General features: G+C 62.2%; 16 protein-coding genes. 3 read left to right on the plus strand and 13 right to left on the minus strand.

Going from position 1 to position 14,708, the window contains the following annotated elements:
• Window positions 1-45 precede the first annotated feature (45 nt).
• The 4 genes from NUH88_RS21730 to NUH88_RS21745 all read right to left on the minus strand — a co-directional run bounded on the left by NUH88_RS21730 (window position 46) and on the right by NUH88_RS21745 (window position 4,454).
• Window positions 46-492 (minus strand): cache domain-containing protein, encoded by a 447-nt coding sequence (locus NUH88_RS21730; RefSeq protein ID WP_257768946.1) that lies wholly within the window; start codon window positions 490-492, stop codon window positions 46-48.
• A gap of 254 nt (window positions 493-746) precedes the next feature.
• Entirely contained in the window at window positions 747-2,246 is a 1,500-nt protein-coding gene (locus tag NUH88_RS21735) for a M81 family metallopeptidase (protein ID WP_257768947.1), read from the minus strand.
• Between the two features lie 4 nt (window positions 2,247-2,250).
• On the minus strand, window positions 2,251-3,645 hold the full coding sequence (locus NUH88_RS21740; RefSeq protein WP_257768948.1) for a M20 family metallopeptidase: 1,395 nt from the start codon (window positions 3,643-3,645) through the stop codon (window positions 2,251-2,253).
• Between the two features lie 35 nt (window positions 3,646-3,680).
• Window positions 3,681-4,454, minus strand: coding sequence for a LamB/YcsF family protein (locus NUH88_RS21745; protein WP_257768949.1), 774 nt, complete (start codon window positions 4,452-4,454; stop codon window positions 3,681-3,683).
• Between the two features lie 121 nt (window positions 4,455-4,575).
• Here NUH88_RS21745 and pxpB point away from each other — a divergent pair, with 121 nt between their 5' ends.
• Window positions 4,576-5,301, plus strand: coding sequence for a 5-oxoprolinase subunit PxpB (gene pxpB / locus NUH88_RS21750; RefSeq protein WP_257768951.1), 726 nt, complete (start codon window positions 4,576-4,578; stop codon window positions 5,299-5,301).
• The gene (locus tag NUH88_RS21755) at window positions 5,298-6,329 is read left to right on the plus strand and encodes a 5-oxoprolinase subunit C family protein (RefSeq protein WP_257768953.1); all 1,032 of its coding nucleotides are present in this window, start codon (window positions 5,298-5,300) and stop codon (window positions 6,327-6,329) included. Before pxpB ends, NUH88_RS21755 begins: the two co-directional genes overlap by 4 nt.
• On the opposite strand, the gene NUH88_RS21760 is transcribed toward NUH88_RS21755, so the two are convergent.
• On the minus strand, window positions 6,326-7,357 hold the full coding sequence (locus NUH88_RS21760) for an MBL fold metallo-hydrolase (RefSeq protein ID WP_257768954.1): 1,032 nt from the start codon (window positions 7,355-7,357) through the stop codon (window positions 6,326-6,328). The genes NUH88_RS21755 and NUH88_RS21760 overlap by 4 nt on opposite strands.
• Window positions 7,358-7,549: 192 nt before the next feature.
• Between NUH88_RS21760 and phnN the strand changes: the two genes are divergently transcribed.
• Complete coding sequence (gene phnN / locus NUH88_RS21765) at window positions 7,550-8,107, plus strand: phosphonate metabolism protein/1,5-bisphosphokinase (PRPP-forming) PhnN (RefSeq protein ID WP_257768956.1); 558 nt, start codon at window positions 7,550-7,552, stop codon at window positions 8,105-8,107.
• Between the two features lie 37 nt (window positions 8,108-8,144).
• Here phnN and NUH88_RS21770 read toward each other — a convergent pair whose 3' ends face one another.
• Genes NUH88_RS21770 through phnG form a run of 8 tightly spaced genes read right to left on the minus strand, consistent with a single transcriptional unit; the run spans window position 8,145 to window position 14,576 of the window.
• Window positions 8,145-8,759 (minus strand): LbetaH domain-containing protein, encoded by a 615-nt coding sequence (locus NUH88_RS21770; protein WP_257768958.1) that lies wholly within the window; start codon window positions 8,757-8,759, stop codon window positions 8,145-8,147.
• A gap of 29 nt (window positions 8,760-8,788) precedes the next feature.
• Window positions 8,789-9,946, minus strand: coding sequence for an alpha-D-ribose 1-methylphosphonate 5-triphosphate diphosphatase (locus NUH88_RS21775; RefSeq protein ID WP_257768960.1), 1,158 nt, complete (start codon window positions 9,944-9,946; stop codon window positions 8,789-8,791).
• A complete protein-coding gene (gene phnL, locus NUH88_RS21780) occupies window positions 9,943-10,653 on the minus strand; it encodes a phosphonate C-P lyase system protein PhnL (protein ID WP_257768962.1) in 711 nt (236 codons plus the stop codon). The genes NUH88_RS21775 and phnL overlap by 4 nt, the downstream gene beginning before the upstream one ends.
• Window positions 10,654-10,660: 7 nt before the next feature.
• Complete coding sequence (gene phnK / locus NUH88_RS21785) at window positions 10,661-11,449, minus strand: phosphonate C-P lyase system protein PhnK (RefSeq protein WP_257768964.1); 789 nt, start codon at window positions 11,447-11,449, stop codon at window positions 10,661-10,663.
• Window positions 11,446-12,405 (minus strand): alpha-D-ribose 1-methylphosphonate 5-phosphate C-P-lyase PhnJ, encoded by a 960-nt coding sequence (locus NUH88_RS21790; protein WP_257768966.1) that lies wholly within the window; start codon window positions 12,403-12,405, stop codon window positions 11,446-11,448. Before NUH88_RS21790 ends, phnK begins: the two co-directional genes overlap by 4 nt.
• Before the next feature lie 9 nt (window positions 12,406-12,414).
• A complete protein-coding gene (locus NUH88_RS21795; RefSeq protein WP_257768968.1) occupies window positions 12,415-13,533 on the minus strand; it encodes a carbon-phosphorus lyase complex subunit in 1,119 nt (372 codons plus the stop codon).
• A gap of 4 nt (window positions 13,534-13,537) precedes the next feature.
• Entirely contained in the window at window positions 13,538-14,158 is a 621-nt protein-coding gene (phnH, locus tag NUH88_RS21800; protein ID WP_257768970.1) for a phosphonate C-P lyase system protein PhnH, read from the minus strand.
• 4 nt (window positions 14,159-14,162) lie between these two features.
• Complete coding sequence (phnG, locus tag NUH88_RS21805; RefSeq protein WP_372743531.1) at window positions 14,163-14,576, minus strand: phosphonate C-P lyase system protein PhnG; 414 nt, start codon at window positions 14,574-14,576, stop codon at window positions 14,163-14,165.
• Window positions 14,577-14,708 lie beyond the last annotated feature (132 nt).

A 14,708-nucleotide genomic window follows, 5' to 3' on the forward strand; every position in this document is an offset into this window, starting at 1 on the left:
ACGCGGGATCGGCCGAAGCTCCGATCCCGCGTGGAAAATTGGGAATTAGCGCTTGTACGCGCCGACGCCGACAGACTTATCGCCAACTTTGATAACGTAGGACGTCTTCGGTTCCACGGCGTTGGTTTTCGGATTCTGCCACTTGTAGTCAACCCAACCCTTGTCGGCGACTTCGACAATCATTTTGGTGAGAAACTTCCCGTCGACATCTCGCAGTTTCATTAGGTTGCGTCCGACAAGGGAAGCTTTCGCGCCGTGGGCGAGCGTTACGCCGTCGGGCGCGAACACAAAGACGTAGAGATCCCGGTCATGCCAGTCTCCGCCCGGAGTCATGAAGTCTTTTATCGCTTGATCGAGTCCTGCGGACTGGATGTGGGCCGCCGCCTTTTCCGCCATTGCCTTTGCTTCGTCCGGTGTGCCGTACTCGTTTGCCATAGAAGACATGGTGCTTGCGATGAGCATCGCTGCAGCAACGAGGAATTTTTTCAACATGGGGTGCTTCCTTCACACGGTCGATTATCAAAATCTCTTTGACGCAGGGGCGGCCTCTCGGCTTCCCCAAGGTGTCGTGAAGGTTATCGCGCGGAAACCTTAAGGGTTATTTAATGCATAAAATTGTTAGTTTTTTTGGTGTTTCGTGATTTTTGTGACTTTCGTTTTGGGGGCTTGAAAGGTTCTCGTCCTGATGCTCACCGGCGATCCGTGATTTGAGTTGTCCCGGCGCAGAGAGGACCATTCAAATCCTTTTAGCCGGTATCCTGATCGATTGGCCAAATCGGGCGCCGGAGTAGAGTGTAATGGAATTGCTTGAAGTCCTCAGATACGAGCCCGCCGCTGTCGACGAGAACGACTTCGCGCGCAATTGGCTCAAAGGCTGCGCGGAAATGGTGCGAGGATTTGACACCGATGACATTGAAATCGGCGGGCTCGACGCCGAAATGCTTCAGGGATTGCTGATCCGTCGTCTGGATATTGTTCGAGGCGACGACAACCGTCACCCCGGAGATGTCGAGCAGGGCGGAGCGGCCGAACCTGACTTCGACATTCGCCCACATCGGCCCGTCGCAGACGAAAGCGCCGGTTTCGCTGAGCTTCAGTACCGTGGCGCTGGTCTTGAGTGCGGGGCCGTACAGCGCCGGATCGACTTTCGAGCCGAGGCTGATATCGATTTTCGCTCCGACGCCGGCCGCATAGGCCTGCTCGGCGACCTCGGGATCGTAGATCGCCGCCATCGCGGCCTTCTCACAGCCGGTAGCGATGATGGTTTCGAGCAGCCGTACGCTGTCGCCATATCCCCCGCCGCCCGGATTGTCGGTCGTATCGCCGATCACCAGCGGCCCCGTGCCGGTTCCGGCGGAAGCTTTAGCGATCAATTCGCCGACCTCCTCGAGGGATAGTGGCGGCACAGTGTTGATTTTGCGGGTTTCCCAGATGAAATCGGCAAACTCGTCCGCGATTGCCTGCGCCTTTTCGGGATCGTTGTCTGTCGTGACGATCACCGAGGGGCCCGCCTCGGGAATGTCGGACCAGGCGAACCCGGCGCAAAGTCCGATCTCAAGTACCGACGGATCGGCCTGCTTGATGGCGGCGGCCCGTTCGAGCGCCTCGACCATCGGACCTTCCCGGGTGCGCCCGTGGTTCAGGCCGTAGAGCGTCGGGCGACGGGCAACGACCGTCACAGGACGGATCTCGCCATCCATCGTGCGCAGTAACAGGCCCGCGGTTTCGGTTGCCACCTGGTATTGATCCACATGCGGATAGGTCCGGAACGGCACGATGAAATCGGCATATTCGCCCATCTCGTCGGTCACGTTGGCGTGCAGATCGAGGGTGATGGCGATGGGAACGTTTGGGCCAAGGCGCTCCCGCAGACGGCGGAGAAGCTCGCCTTCGGCATCCGGGAAAGGCTCAGTCACCATCGCGCCATGCAGCGCCAGGAGCACACCGTCGACCGGACCGGTCTCCAGACCTGCGAGTACCGTCCCGGCGAGTTTCTCCCAGGCCTCGGCCGTTGTTGGTCCGCTCGGTGTCGCGTGGGCCGCGATGGTCGGAATCAGTTCCCAACCATATTTCTTTGCGGCATCGAGATGTGCCGCAATCTCCGTCGCCGTCCCGGACATGTGTTTCACCATGTCCGCGCCGATATGGCAGAGCCGGCTCCGATAGGCGTCGAAGCCGGTCTTAAGCACGCTGAAGGAATGCGTCTCGTGACTGACCTGGGCGGAGAGAATGCAGCGCGTCGTCATGACGTCACCAGCTTTCCGGCAGGGTGCCGTCGCCGATGTCCCAGAATAGCCCCGCCGTGAGCTGCAGGCCCTCGCGCAGCAGCGGCTTCAGCGCGTGCTCGTTCGGTGCATGCTGGGAGCAAGAGGCGTAGGAATGCGGAACCCAGATCGTGGCGAGACCGAGTGTTTCGCTGAAAACGTCGTTCGGCAGAGAGCCGCCCAGATTGGGCAGGATTGCTGTCTTCTTGTTGGTCGAACGCTGGATTGATTTGGACGCCCATTGCACCAGCGCATGGTCGGGGTCAAGGCGGGTTGCCTTCATGTAGCCGCGATCGGCATCGGACACGGTCACCATCGGGAATCCTTCCCGCTCGAGATGGCGACGCAACGCCGGGACGATGTCTTCCGGATCAGTTCCGACCACAAACCGGAGTTGCCCGCGGCAGGTCGCCCGTCCGGGGATCGCGTTCACGGGTTTTTCCGGCAGACCGGCCGTATAGGACAGAATCTCGAAGCTGTTCCACCCGATCACCCGCTCGATCGGGGTGAGGGATTCCTCGCCCCAGTTCGGATCGATCTGCGGTCCGTTCTCCTCCGCTTCGAGCTCGCACTCGGCGAGCGCGGCCCGGATTGCGGGGGTGAGGGTGGTCGGGCGCCATTCCGGCACGCGGATCTGCCCGCGCCGGTCGACGATGCTGGCCAGCGCATGGGCAAGGATGACCGCCGGGTTGGCAAGCAGGCCGCCCCAATTGCCTGAATGGTGCGCGCCCTCGCGGAGGTCGCAGGTGATATCCATCGGATAGGCGCCGCGCGAGCCCATAAAGACGGTCGGATGCTCGGCGCTGATACGCGGGCCGTCGGAAGCGATCAGGAAGTCGGCCTTCAGCTTCGCTTTTTGTTGCTGAGCGAAGTCCGCCAATCCCGGCGAGCCGGATTCCTCGCCGCTCTCGATCAGGATCTTGGAATTGAAGCCGAGCTTGCCGCGGGTCTTCAGCACGGCATTGATGCCGGCGATATTGATCGAATGCTGGCCCTTGTTGTCGGCGATGCCGCGGCCATAGACCCGCTCGCCGACCTCGGTCAGGGTCCAGGGATCGCGATCCTCGGCCCATTGGCCCTCCATGCCGCGCACGACATCGCCGTGGCCGTAGGTGAGGACGGTCGGCAGGTTGTCGCCCTCATGCCGCGTCGCGATCAGGAAGGGGCCGCCCTTGGGCGAGGGATTGTCGAACCGCTCGCAGACATAGCCCATGGGCTCCAGTGTCGCGCGCATCTCCGCGAGATAGGCTTCCATCTCCGGCTTGCGCTCTTCATAGAGCTGGCTCTCGGTGCGGATCGCCACCCGGCGGCTCATGTCCTTCAGGAAGTCGCCGCTGTCGAAATAGGCGGCGGCGGCTGAGATGGCTTGCTCGCGGCTCACGTGGAAGCTCCTTGGATACGTGAAGTGATGTGAAATCAGGTAAGGGGGACGTCGGGCAGGGGAACGACCTCTATCCCCTTGGCCTCCAGTGCCCTGCGCACGGCGTCCGCGACGGCGGGGCCGGTCGGCTCGTCGCCATGGACGCAAATGGAATGGGCGATGACCGGCACCTCGACGCCGTCGGTCGAAAGGACCTTTCCGGTCTCGATCATCCGAAGCACATGCTCGACCGCCTGCTCCGGGTCTCGAATCATCGCATCGTCGCGCTTGCGGCTCGTGAGGCTGCCATTGGCGTCATAAGTCCGGTCGGCGAAGACCTCGGAGGCGGTTGGAACGCCGAGTTGCTCTCCGGCCTTCAGCAGTTCCGAGCCGGTCGTCGCCAGCAGGATGATCGCGGAATCGACCGCCTTCGTCGCCCGTACGATTGCCTCGGCGAGGTCTTTGTCCTCGGAAGCCATGTTGTTGAGCGCCCCATGCGGCTTCATATGGGTGACTTTGAGCCCGTGCATCGCCGCCATCGCCTGCAAGGCGCCGACCTGATAGGCCACCATCGCCTCCACCTCGCGTGTCGACATGGAGATGCGGCGCCGCCCGAAGCCCCAAAGGTCGTTGAACCCCGGATGGGCGCCGATGCTGACTCCCTCCGCTTTCGCGGCGGCGCAGACCCGGTCCATGACATTGGCGTCGCCGCCGTGGAAGCCGCAGGCAACGTTCGCGGATTTCACGATCTTCAGCATGGCCGTGTCGTCGCCGATGTCATAGGCGCCGAATCCCTCCGCCATGTCGGCGTTCAGATTAACTTTGGTCATGTGTCGCTCACGTGGCTATTGTCTGGGAGTGCGCGGGCGCCTCCCGGACGGAAGTCGATGGGTGCCCGAAGACTAACGCCATTTCCTTCGCACGGTCCATGTCCTCTGAAGAACCATAGTCATGTCGGAACCTGTCTTTCTTCCCGCGGGCGATACCGCGCTTGTGGTGCAGTTCGGCGAGGCGGTCGATGCCGCGGTGAACCGCCGCGTGCGCCATCTCGCCCTCAAGCTGCGTGAATCGGAGCAGAAGGGCATCGTCGATATCGTGCCGACGATCCGCTCCCTGATGGTGCACTACGATCCGCTCGTAACCGGGGCCGCGACGCTCGAGGCGGCGATCTCGGAGATGCTGCACCACGAGGATGCCGGCGAGGATGCCTACAGGCTCTGGTCGATACCGGTCTGCTACGAGGGGGATTGCGCGCCAGATCTGGACAACGTCGCGCGGGAAATGGAGCTCGATACCGCCGAAGTCGTACGGCGTCATGCGGCCGAACCGCTGGAAATCTTCATGATGGGCTTCCTGCCGGGGTTTCCCTATCTCGGCCTGTTGCCGGAGGAATTCGATATTCCGCGCTTGTTCGAGCCGCGCGTGAAGGTTCCCGCGCGCTCGATCTCGATCGCGGTGCGGCAAACCACGATCTACACTGTCGAATGCCCAGGCGGCTGGCACCTGATAGGCCGCACGCCGGTCGAGTTCTTCGATCCGTTTCGCGCCCAGCCGATCCTGGTGGCCGCGGGTGACCGGATCCGTTTCGAGCCTGTCGCCGCGGGCGAGTATCAAAGTCTGCGCAAGGCCGTTGAGGCCGGAGACTACGAAGCGGTCTCAGAGGAGGTCGCGCCGTGAGCAGTCTCAAGGTCATACAGGCCGGTTTCGCGCCGACGCTGCAGGATTTCGGCCGGCCCGCCTTCCAGAATCGCGGCGTGCCGGTCTCGGGCGCACTCGACCCGGTTTCGCTTCGCATAGGCAATGCGCTGGTCGGGAACGATGGCGGGGTCGCGGCCGTAGAGTTTCGCCTTGTCGGCCCGACCCTGGAGGTTTTGGCCGAGAGCGTCCGCGTCGCCCTGACCGGGACGCGCTCCGAATTGATCGTCGAGGCCGGTGAGCGGGTGGTTCTGCCGTCTTACCAGAGCGTGACGCTGCGGCGCGGCCAGCGCCTGTCCGTGGCACCGGTCGCCGATAGCGGCGTCGCCTATCTCTGCGTCGAGGGCGGGTTCGATCTGCCGCGGGTCTTCGACAGTCTCTCGACCTATGGCCGCTCCCGGATCGGCGGTTTCGAGGGACGTGCCTTGCAGGAGGGAGACGAGCTGCCGTTGCGGCTTGCCGAGGTCGAGGCACGGGGAGAGCTCCGGCTCGAAGACCTTTCCTATCTCGAAGAACGTGGCCCGATGCGCGTGGTCTTCGGCCCCCAACGCGATTATTTCACCGACGAAAGCGCGGCGGCCTTTCTCACGTCGGAATACACGATCAGCCGGGAAGCGGACCGTATGGGAATGCGTCTCGAAGGACCTGCGCTGGAGCATGCACGCGGTTACAACATCACTTCCGACGGGATCGTCACCGGCGCGATCCAGGTGCCTGGCAACGGCCTGCCTATCATCCTGCTCGCGGACCATCAGACGACCGGCGGCTATCCGAAAATCGGGACGGTGATCTCGGCCGACATTCCGCGTCTCGGGCGGATGAAACCCGGTGACACACTGTTGTTCGAGGAAATCGATGTCGCCGGGGCGGAGGAGGCGCGTCGCGCCCAGGAGAAAGAAGTTCTGAAATTGCTCGGCGCGTTGTCTCCGGCTGCGGCCTGGCTGGACGAAGCCGCGCTCTACCGGGAAAATCTCATCAGCGGTGTCGTGCAGGACGGGGAAATCGGCTAGGCGGCGCGCCCGTAAAGATAAGTCCCGTCTTCGGCCTCGTCCCTCCGGATCTCCCCGTCCCGCATCAGCAGATGCAGGTGCGCCAGCGTCTCCCCGATCGCGAAGCGGGTCTGGTGCAGGTCGAGTTCGCGGTCGAAGAGTGATTTCATGATCACAGCCGCCGAGGCGGGGCGCTCACAGGCCGAGATCGTTTCGTCCAGCCGTTCCTCGTGGTGGCTCTTGAGGGCGCCGATGCGGAAATTCACGCCGCGATAGGGGCCGTCATGGCCGGGCAGTACGAGCATTTCGTCCTCGCTGCCCTCCATACGGCCGAGAAAACTGAGGAAGTCCTGCAGCGGATTGGCGTCCGGTTCGGTCCACCAGACGGCGATGATCGGCGTGATGCGCGGCAGCAAAAGATCTCCGCCGAGCATCAGGTTATCCGTCTCCGAATAAAGGCAGACATGATCCGGTGAATGACCGGCGCCGAAATACGGCCGCCAGACCCGGCCGCCGATCGTGAGGCGCGTGTCGGGCCCAATCCGGTTGAAGGCGGGCGGGATCGGAGAGACCAGTTTCCGGTACTCGTTGCCGATCGCCCGCATTTCGCCGCTGACTTCGCCACCCAGTCCGAGACGCCCGTAGAAGCCGACCATTTGTTCGACGAAGTCGTCGGAGGTATCGAGATAGTAGGCTCGTGCGTTGAGCCATTCGGTACGGCTCATCCATAGCGGTGCGCCGGTCCGTTCCTGGAGCCAGCCCGCGAGGCCGACATGGTCGGGATGAAAATGGGTGCCGATGATGGCCTGCACCGGGTCGCTGCCGATGACGTCGGCGAGGATGCGCGACCAGGCAGCCCGGCAGTTCTCCGAGTTGAGGCCACAATCGACGATGACCCAGCCGGCATCGTCTTCGAGTAGGTAAAGATTTACGTGATTGAGCGCGAAAGGCAGCGGCAGCCGGAGCCAGTAAATACCCGGGGCCACTTCGAGCAGCGTGCCGTCTTCGGGGCGGCGGTCGCCCATTACGTAATTGAGTTCCTGAAACATGCTGGAGAATTTAGTTTGGGTTTGAAATATCTGAAAGTGCCGAATTTGCATGATCGAGAGCCAAACCGCTATTCGGTTCCGAAAAAACTATGTGACCATTTGATTAAATTGAAAAAATCGCGGGCAGAGCCCTCGCCAAAAGTGATGCCGCCGGGTACTACGGGAGTATGATTTTTAGCGTGAGGCCGTGCGATGCAGAATGAAGCCGGAACCGGGATTCTGTGGCTGGTTGTCGGCCCGTCAGGGGCCGGAAAGGATAGTCTTCTTGACGGTGCGAAAGAGTTGCTGCGGGAAAGTCCGCAGCACGTCTTCGTGCGTCGTGACATCACCCGTCCGGCGGAGGCCGGAGGAGAGGACCACAATCCGGTTTCCGTGGAGATCTTCGAGAGCAAACGGAATCGCGGTGAATACAGCCTCAGTTGGGGAGCTCACGGACTGTTCTACGGCGTTCCTGCTTCAATTGAGGTGGAGCTCGCGCGCGGCGCGCATGTAATCGTCAATGTCTCCCGCTCGGTCATCGACGAGGCGCGCGAACGTTTCCAAGACGTCCGAGTGATCAACATCTCGGTGCCGCGCGATGTCCTCGAGTCGCGTCTTCGCAGTCGCGGGCGGGAAACGGAGCAGGATATTCTCCGCCGCCTCGATCGCGCGGAGAGCGTGAGGTTGGAAGGCCCCGACGTGATTCAATTCTCCAATGACCGCCCGCTGGAAGAGTCCGTAGCGGATTTCACCGCGCTCATCGCGCGATAGCGGGCGGCGGAGAATGTCCGGCAATCGTGCCGGATAGTTACCGGTATTTCGCGAGAAAGTCGGCCGCCGAAAGGGCGCGAAAATCACCCATTCGCTCGGCCAGGAGGTCGTGCGGCCAATCCCACCATGCTAGGTCGATAAGGCCTTCCGCCGTTTTTTCGTCGACCCGGCGCTTGATCTCCTTCGACGGGACGCCGCCCACGATCGTATAGGGGGCGACATCCTTGCTGACGACCGCGCCCGCGGCGACGACCGCCCCCGTGCCCACATTGACGCCGGCGAGAATGGTCGCGCCATGCCCGATCCAGACATCGTGCCCGATGGTGCAGTGATGCTGACGGCGCCAATCGAAGAATGCCGCGTCGTCAGGCCCCATATCGTAGGCCTCGCTGCGATAGAGGAAATGATGCTGAGAAGCGCGCCAACTCGGATGATTGCCGGGATTAATCCGCGTATGCGACGCGATGGAGCAGAATTTTCCTATTGTCGCGTAGATGATGTCGCTGTCATTCACGACATAGGAATAGTCCCCCATCTCCGTTTCGATCACGGAGGTGCGGGCGCCGACCTCCGTCCAGGAACCGAGCTCGGAATCGCGGACCGTTGCGGTCTCGTGCACGCTCGGCATTGGGGAGAGTTTCTTCTGGCCCATTTCACTCACTCACTTTCAGACAGGCGGAACTACGCGACGCGCAGACCGGAGCGCATGACTTTCCGGATGACGGGGGTGCCGTCCTTGGCCTGACGGACGCGGACAATGTCAGCGCGCTTGCCGGGGGCAATCTCGCCGCGGTCATCGAGGCCGACCATGCGGGCGGGGTTGCGGGTCACGGTCGCGATGGCTTCCGGGAGCGGGACTCCGTGTTTTTCGTTAAGCAGGAACGCGCCGTGCAGCAGGCTCGCGGGCACGTAATCGGAAGAGAGTGCGTCGAGCACACCCGCTTCAGCAAGTTCCCCGGCCGAGACATTGCCGGAATGGGAGCCTCCCCGGACCACGTTCGGCCCGCCCATGATATTGGCGAGGCCTTTCTTGCGGGCGTGCTTGGCCGCCTCGAGTGTCGTCGGGAACTCGCTGATGGTGAGGCCGAGCTCGTGCGCCTCGTCGACATGCTCTTCCGTCGCATCGTCATGGCTTGCGGTGACAATGTTTCGTGCGACACAAGCTGCGGCGATGGTCCGCCGGTGTTTGTCCGAATAGAGAACCTGGTTCTTCTTGCGGTCCTCGATCATCTCGTCGAATTCGGCGTCGCTCATGGCTTGCTTGCCGAGATAGTAGACCCGCAATTTCTCGATATCGACGAACTGGCGCTGGCCTGGGGTATGGTCCATTAGCGAGACGAGGCGTACGAGCGGGTCGTCCTGGAACGGCTCGAACAGGGCTACCGCGCGGGGATTGCCGACTTCGCACCGCATGTGGAGGAAGTGGTTGGCGCGGAGCATGTCATTCTCGCTGGCCTCGTGGATCGCCGCGGCGGACTCCACTAGGATTTCGTCCCGGGCATCATCTTTCACGGTCCCGCCGACGGCGACGGCGTCGAGCACCGTCGTGATTCCGGCTGCCGCAACCTGCGCATCGTGCGCCATCAGGGCCGAGACCACCGGCCAATGTACTTTCGGGCGCGGGATCAGGTGTTTCTCAAGATTATCGGTGTGGAGTTCGACCAGGCCCGCGATCAGGAAATCGCCTTCGTAATCGATTGCTCCGGGGAGGGAGACGGGGCCTTCCGAGATATCCTCGATCTTGTCCCCGCGAACCGTCACCGTGCCCCGGACCTCTCCTTCCGGCAGGATGATCCGGGCATTGGTCAGGACGGCATCCGGCGTTTCGGTCTTGCTCACGCGGCTTTCCTCGCTTCTTCCAGGGTATAGGTCCGGGTCCCCACGGCCTCGCGGACCTGGCTGTCATGGAATATCCCGACAATCGCGGCGCCGCCCTCGCGGGCCTCGTTGATAAGGTCGACAACAGTCTGGCGGTTCTCGGCGTCGAGCGACGCGGTCGGCTCGTCCAACAACAGGACCGGATAGTCGAGAATGAGGGTCATCGCGATATTGACCCGCTGTTGCTCACCGCCGGAGAACGTCGCGGGCGGCAACGACCAGAGACTCTCGGGGATGCGCAAGCGGGTCAGCAGCGTCGCGGCTTTTTCCCGAGCGCCCCTCTCGTCCATACCGCGCGCGAGCAGCGGTTCCATAACAAGATCGAGCGTACTGACCCGCGGGATCACCCGGAGAAACTGGCTGACATAGCCGAGCGTGCGGGCCCGGATGTCGAGCACGACATGGGGCGGTGCCGTCACCAGATCGAGAAGCTCGTCGTCGTGGCGAACTTCCACCTTGCCGGACTGCGGCAGGTAATTCGCATAGAGCGACCGCAACAGGGTGGATTTCCCGGAGCCGGACGGACCGGCGAGAATGATGCATTCGCCGCGTTCGACAGAGAAGGAGACATTCTCGAGCACCGTAAGCGTGACGCCGCCCTGATTGTGCAGCGTGAAGCTCTTCACCAGGTTTTCGACATGAATCATTTCGTTGGAAGTGTCGGTCATATCGGGCTCACACGGGCAGGATCGAGGAGACAAGGAGCTGGGTATAGGCATGCTGCGGATCGTCGAGGACCTGGTCCGTAAGGCCTTGCTCGACGACCCGTCCCTTGCGCATCACCATCAGCCGGTCGGACAGCAGGCGGACGACGCCGAGATCGTGGGTGACGATGATGCAGGCGATGCCGAGCTGGCGGACAAGGCCGCGCACCAGGTCTAGAAGGCGTGCCTGTACCGAGACGTCTAGTCCGCTGGTCGGCTCGTCCATGAAGACGAGACGCGGCTTGGTTACGAGGTTCCGGGCGATTTGCAGGCGCTGCTGCATGCCGCCTGAGAAGGTCCGGGGCAGATCGTCCATCCGTCCGAGATCCATCTCGACCTTTTCCAGCCACTCGCACGAAGTCTCTCGGATCGACGCATAGTTTCGGTCGCCGACCGCCATCAAGCGTTCGCCGACGTTTGCGCCTGCCGAAACGTTCATGCGCAGACCGTCACGGGCGCTTTGATAGATGATGCCCCAATCGGTCCGCATCAGCATGCGGCGCTCGGCTTCCGAGAGCGCATAGATATCCTGCAGGCCGTCCACCCGGGTATTGAAGCGGACAGTGCCGCCTGTCGGCTGCATCAGCCCTGAGGCGCAGCGGAGCAGGGTGGATTTTCCGGAGCCGGACTCGCCCACGATGCCGAGCACTTCGCCGGGATAGAGCGAGAAATGGACGTCCTCACAGCCGATATTCTGGCCGTATTTCTGGGTGACGCCTTCAACTTCGAGGAGGGGGCCGTTATCTCGCCGCGCCGTCATTCTGCCGCTCCCTTGATTTCATCTTCGCCGGACTTTTCAGGCGTCACGCCCAGGTGGCCGACATGGCCGGCTTCGCGCCGTTCGGCACAGTAATCGCTGTCCGAGCAGACAAACATCTTGCCGCCCGCATCGTCGGTGATGACCTCGTCGAGATAGCTGTCATCCGCGCCACAGAGCGCGCAGGTGTCGTCCCAGGACTGGATGGTGAACGGATGATCCTCGAAATCGAGGCTTTTCACGTCCGTATAGGGCGGGACGGCATAGATCCGCTTCTCGCGACCGGCGCCAAAGAGCTGGAGCGCGGCCATCTGGTGCATTTTCGGATTGTCGAATTTCGGGATCGGGCTCGGAGCCATGATGTAGCGGCCGTTGACCAGCACCGGGTAATTGTAGGCCGTGGTGATGCGGCCGTACCGCGCAATGCTCTCGTAAAGGCTGACATGCATGACGCCATATTCCTCGAGCGCATGCATCTTGCGCGTCTCGGTCTCGCGCGGTTCGACCCAGCGGAGCGGTTCCGGGATCGGCACCTGATAGACCAGGATTTGTTCCTCGGTCAGCGGCTTCTCCGGGATCCGGTGCCGGGTCTGGATGACAGTCGCGTCCGAGGTCTTTTCCGTCGTCTCGACGCCGGCGGTCTTGGCGAAGAAGCGGCGGATGTTCACCGCGTTGGTGGTGTCGTCGGCTCCCTGGTCGATGACCTTCAGGGTGTCGTCCTCTCCGATCACCGCCGCCGTCACCTGCATGCCGCCGGTGCCCCAGCCATAGGGCAGCGGCATTTCCCGGCTGCCGAACGGAACCTGATATCCCGGGATCGCGACGCCTTTCAGAATGGCGCGGCGGATCATCCGCTTCGTCTGTTCGTCAAGGTAGGCGAAGTTGTATCCCTCGACCTGCGCGACCGGCTTGTCGTGTTCGGGCGCCTGCCAGGGCTGATTTTCTTGAGTGGTGCTCATGTTGTCGTCCTACTCGGCCGCGGCCAGTTCGTCGTCTTCGCTTTGGTTATGGTTTTCGCTCGCTTCTATTTCGGCCCTGAGCTCCCGGACCGTCACCAGTTCGCCCTGGAAATCGACATAGTGGGGAAGCTTCAGGTGCTGGACGAAGCCGGAGGCCTCGACATTGTCGGAGTGATAGAGCACGAATTCCTCGTCCTGCGCCGGCGCCGTGATCTCCTCGCCGAACTCGCGTGCCCGGAGTGCCCGATCCACCAGAGCCATGGACATGGCCTTGCGTTCGCAATGGCCGAAGGTCAGCCCATAGCCTCGGGTAAACTGCGGAGGAACCTTCGCTGAGCCCTTGAACTGATTCACCATCTGGCATTCGGTAACGGTGATCTCGCCGATTTCGATCTCGAAGCCGAGTTCTTCAGGGACAAACGAGACGGCCAGCTCGCCCATGCGTATTTCGCCGGCGAAGGGGTGATTGTTGCCGAAGCCGCGCTGGGTCGAATATCCGAGCGCAAGAAGGAAGCCTTCGTCGCCGCGGGCGAGGTTCTGAAGCCGCGTCGCTCGATCGGCGGGGAACGACATCGATTCCCGGGTCAGGTCGGAAACCGGCGCATCCTCGTCGTCCGGGATCTCAAGCTCTATCAGGCCTTCGTGGTCCAGGATATCCGCGACCCGCGGCATGCCGTCGGCTACCGGTTCGTCGGCTTTCGGCGCCTCGCCGGTTTCGCCGTTCGCGGCAAGAGTGAAGTCGAGCAGGCGATGCGTGTAGTCGAAGCTCGGGCCGAGGATCTGGCCACCCGGCAGATCCTTGTAGGTCGCGGAGATGCGTCGTCGGATGTGCATTTTTCCAGTGTCTATCGGTAAAGACGCTCCGAAGCGGGGCAGGGTGGTTCTGTAGGCGCGGAGTAGGAACACGGCTTCTTGGATGTCGCCATTGGCCTGCTTGACGGCGAGGGCCGCCAGATCGGGGTCATAGAGCGAGCCCTCGGTCATCACGCGGTCGACGGCCAGAGGCAGCTGTTCGCGGATCTGCGCGATCGTGAGTTCGGGAACGCGCCGGTCGCCACGGCGGACGTCGGCAAGATAGTGCAGCGAGTTCTCGATGGCCTTGTCGCCGCCTTTGACAGCTACATACATGGCACTATTCCTTTCCTGCCGTGAGGCTGACGGTCGTGGTGCGCGGGATCGCGACCATGGAGGCACCGGAAACGAAGACGAGGTCGATGCCGCGCGGGAAGTAGCGCTGCTTTGCCTCCCGTGCCGCCCAGAAACTGTCCGGGACGTCGGAAAGGCCGAGACGAGCCTGATCCTTGATGCCCGGGCCGGTCAGGACGAGGGGGCCGTCGTCCGAGATGGTTTCAATCTGGATGAGCAGTGTCGCGCCGTTTTCCGGATACTCGTCGGTACCTGAATTGAAGGCCGAGAGGTCGTCGGGCGCGCCGTCGAGGATGGCGAAAGTCGCGTCCTTGCTCTCGGTTGTGATCTGCGTGCCGCAATGGAATTTCAAATAGGCCCGAGATGCTTCGGTAGAGAGCGCGGGCGAGAGGTAGAGCGGCGTCTCGTAGTCCACGAGAGCGAGGGCAATGGCCGTTGCCGCGAGATCCAGGGTAGCCGGCCCGTCTATGTCAATTTCAATTGTCTGTGGCTTGCCGGGCCGCGACATGGCTTCGAGGAGCCGGCGAAAGACGTTCTGAGAGTCCGCGACGACATCGGGGAACCCGGGTGTGAGTGCGGTGGGCTGGGAAAGGTTTGCGTTCGGCATTGGGTCAGTTCTCCCGCGCGACAGTGAAGAACTCGACCTTGGTCGCTGCCGCCTTTCGGCTTTCTGCGAGCCGGCTTTGCTGGTGGCGGAGTTCGAGCGGTTTGATGATGGAGTGCTCGACGGTCTCTGCTCGCTCCTCGTGCTGCATCAGTGCATCTATTACTGCGGCGATTTCCGCATGGTCCTTGTTGCGTCCGGAAACATAGCCGTGTCCGATAACCCCGGATTTCAGCCCGACCGTGCAGCGCGTCACGGTCATTTCGCCCGCGTTAAACCGGTTGCCGGTTCCGCCCATGCGTCCCCGAACCATCACCATGCCGATTTCGGGCGCGCGGATGCGGCTCCATTCGGGCTTATCGGGCAGGTTCTGCCAGAGGCTGTTCAAGTCGTCATAGGAAGCTTTTGCGAGGATTGACATCCATCGCTTGCGGGGTGCTGTCGGGGTGGCGGGGGGCTGCCTGTCCATCTGGGCCTCTCGTTCGACAAATCGAATATTTGTCTAGATGTCTATATCTTTTAATGTTATAGACCTCCCGGTCGGTCCGCGCAA

The organism is Nisaea acidiphila (assembly GCF_024662015.1).
Taxonomy (GTDB): Bacteria; Pseudomonadota; Alphaproteobacteria; order Thalassobaculales; family Thalassobaculaceae; genus Nisaea; species Nisaea acidiphila.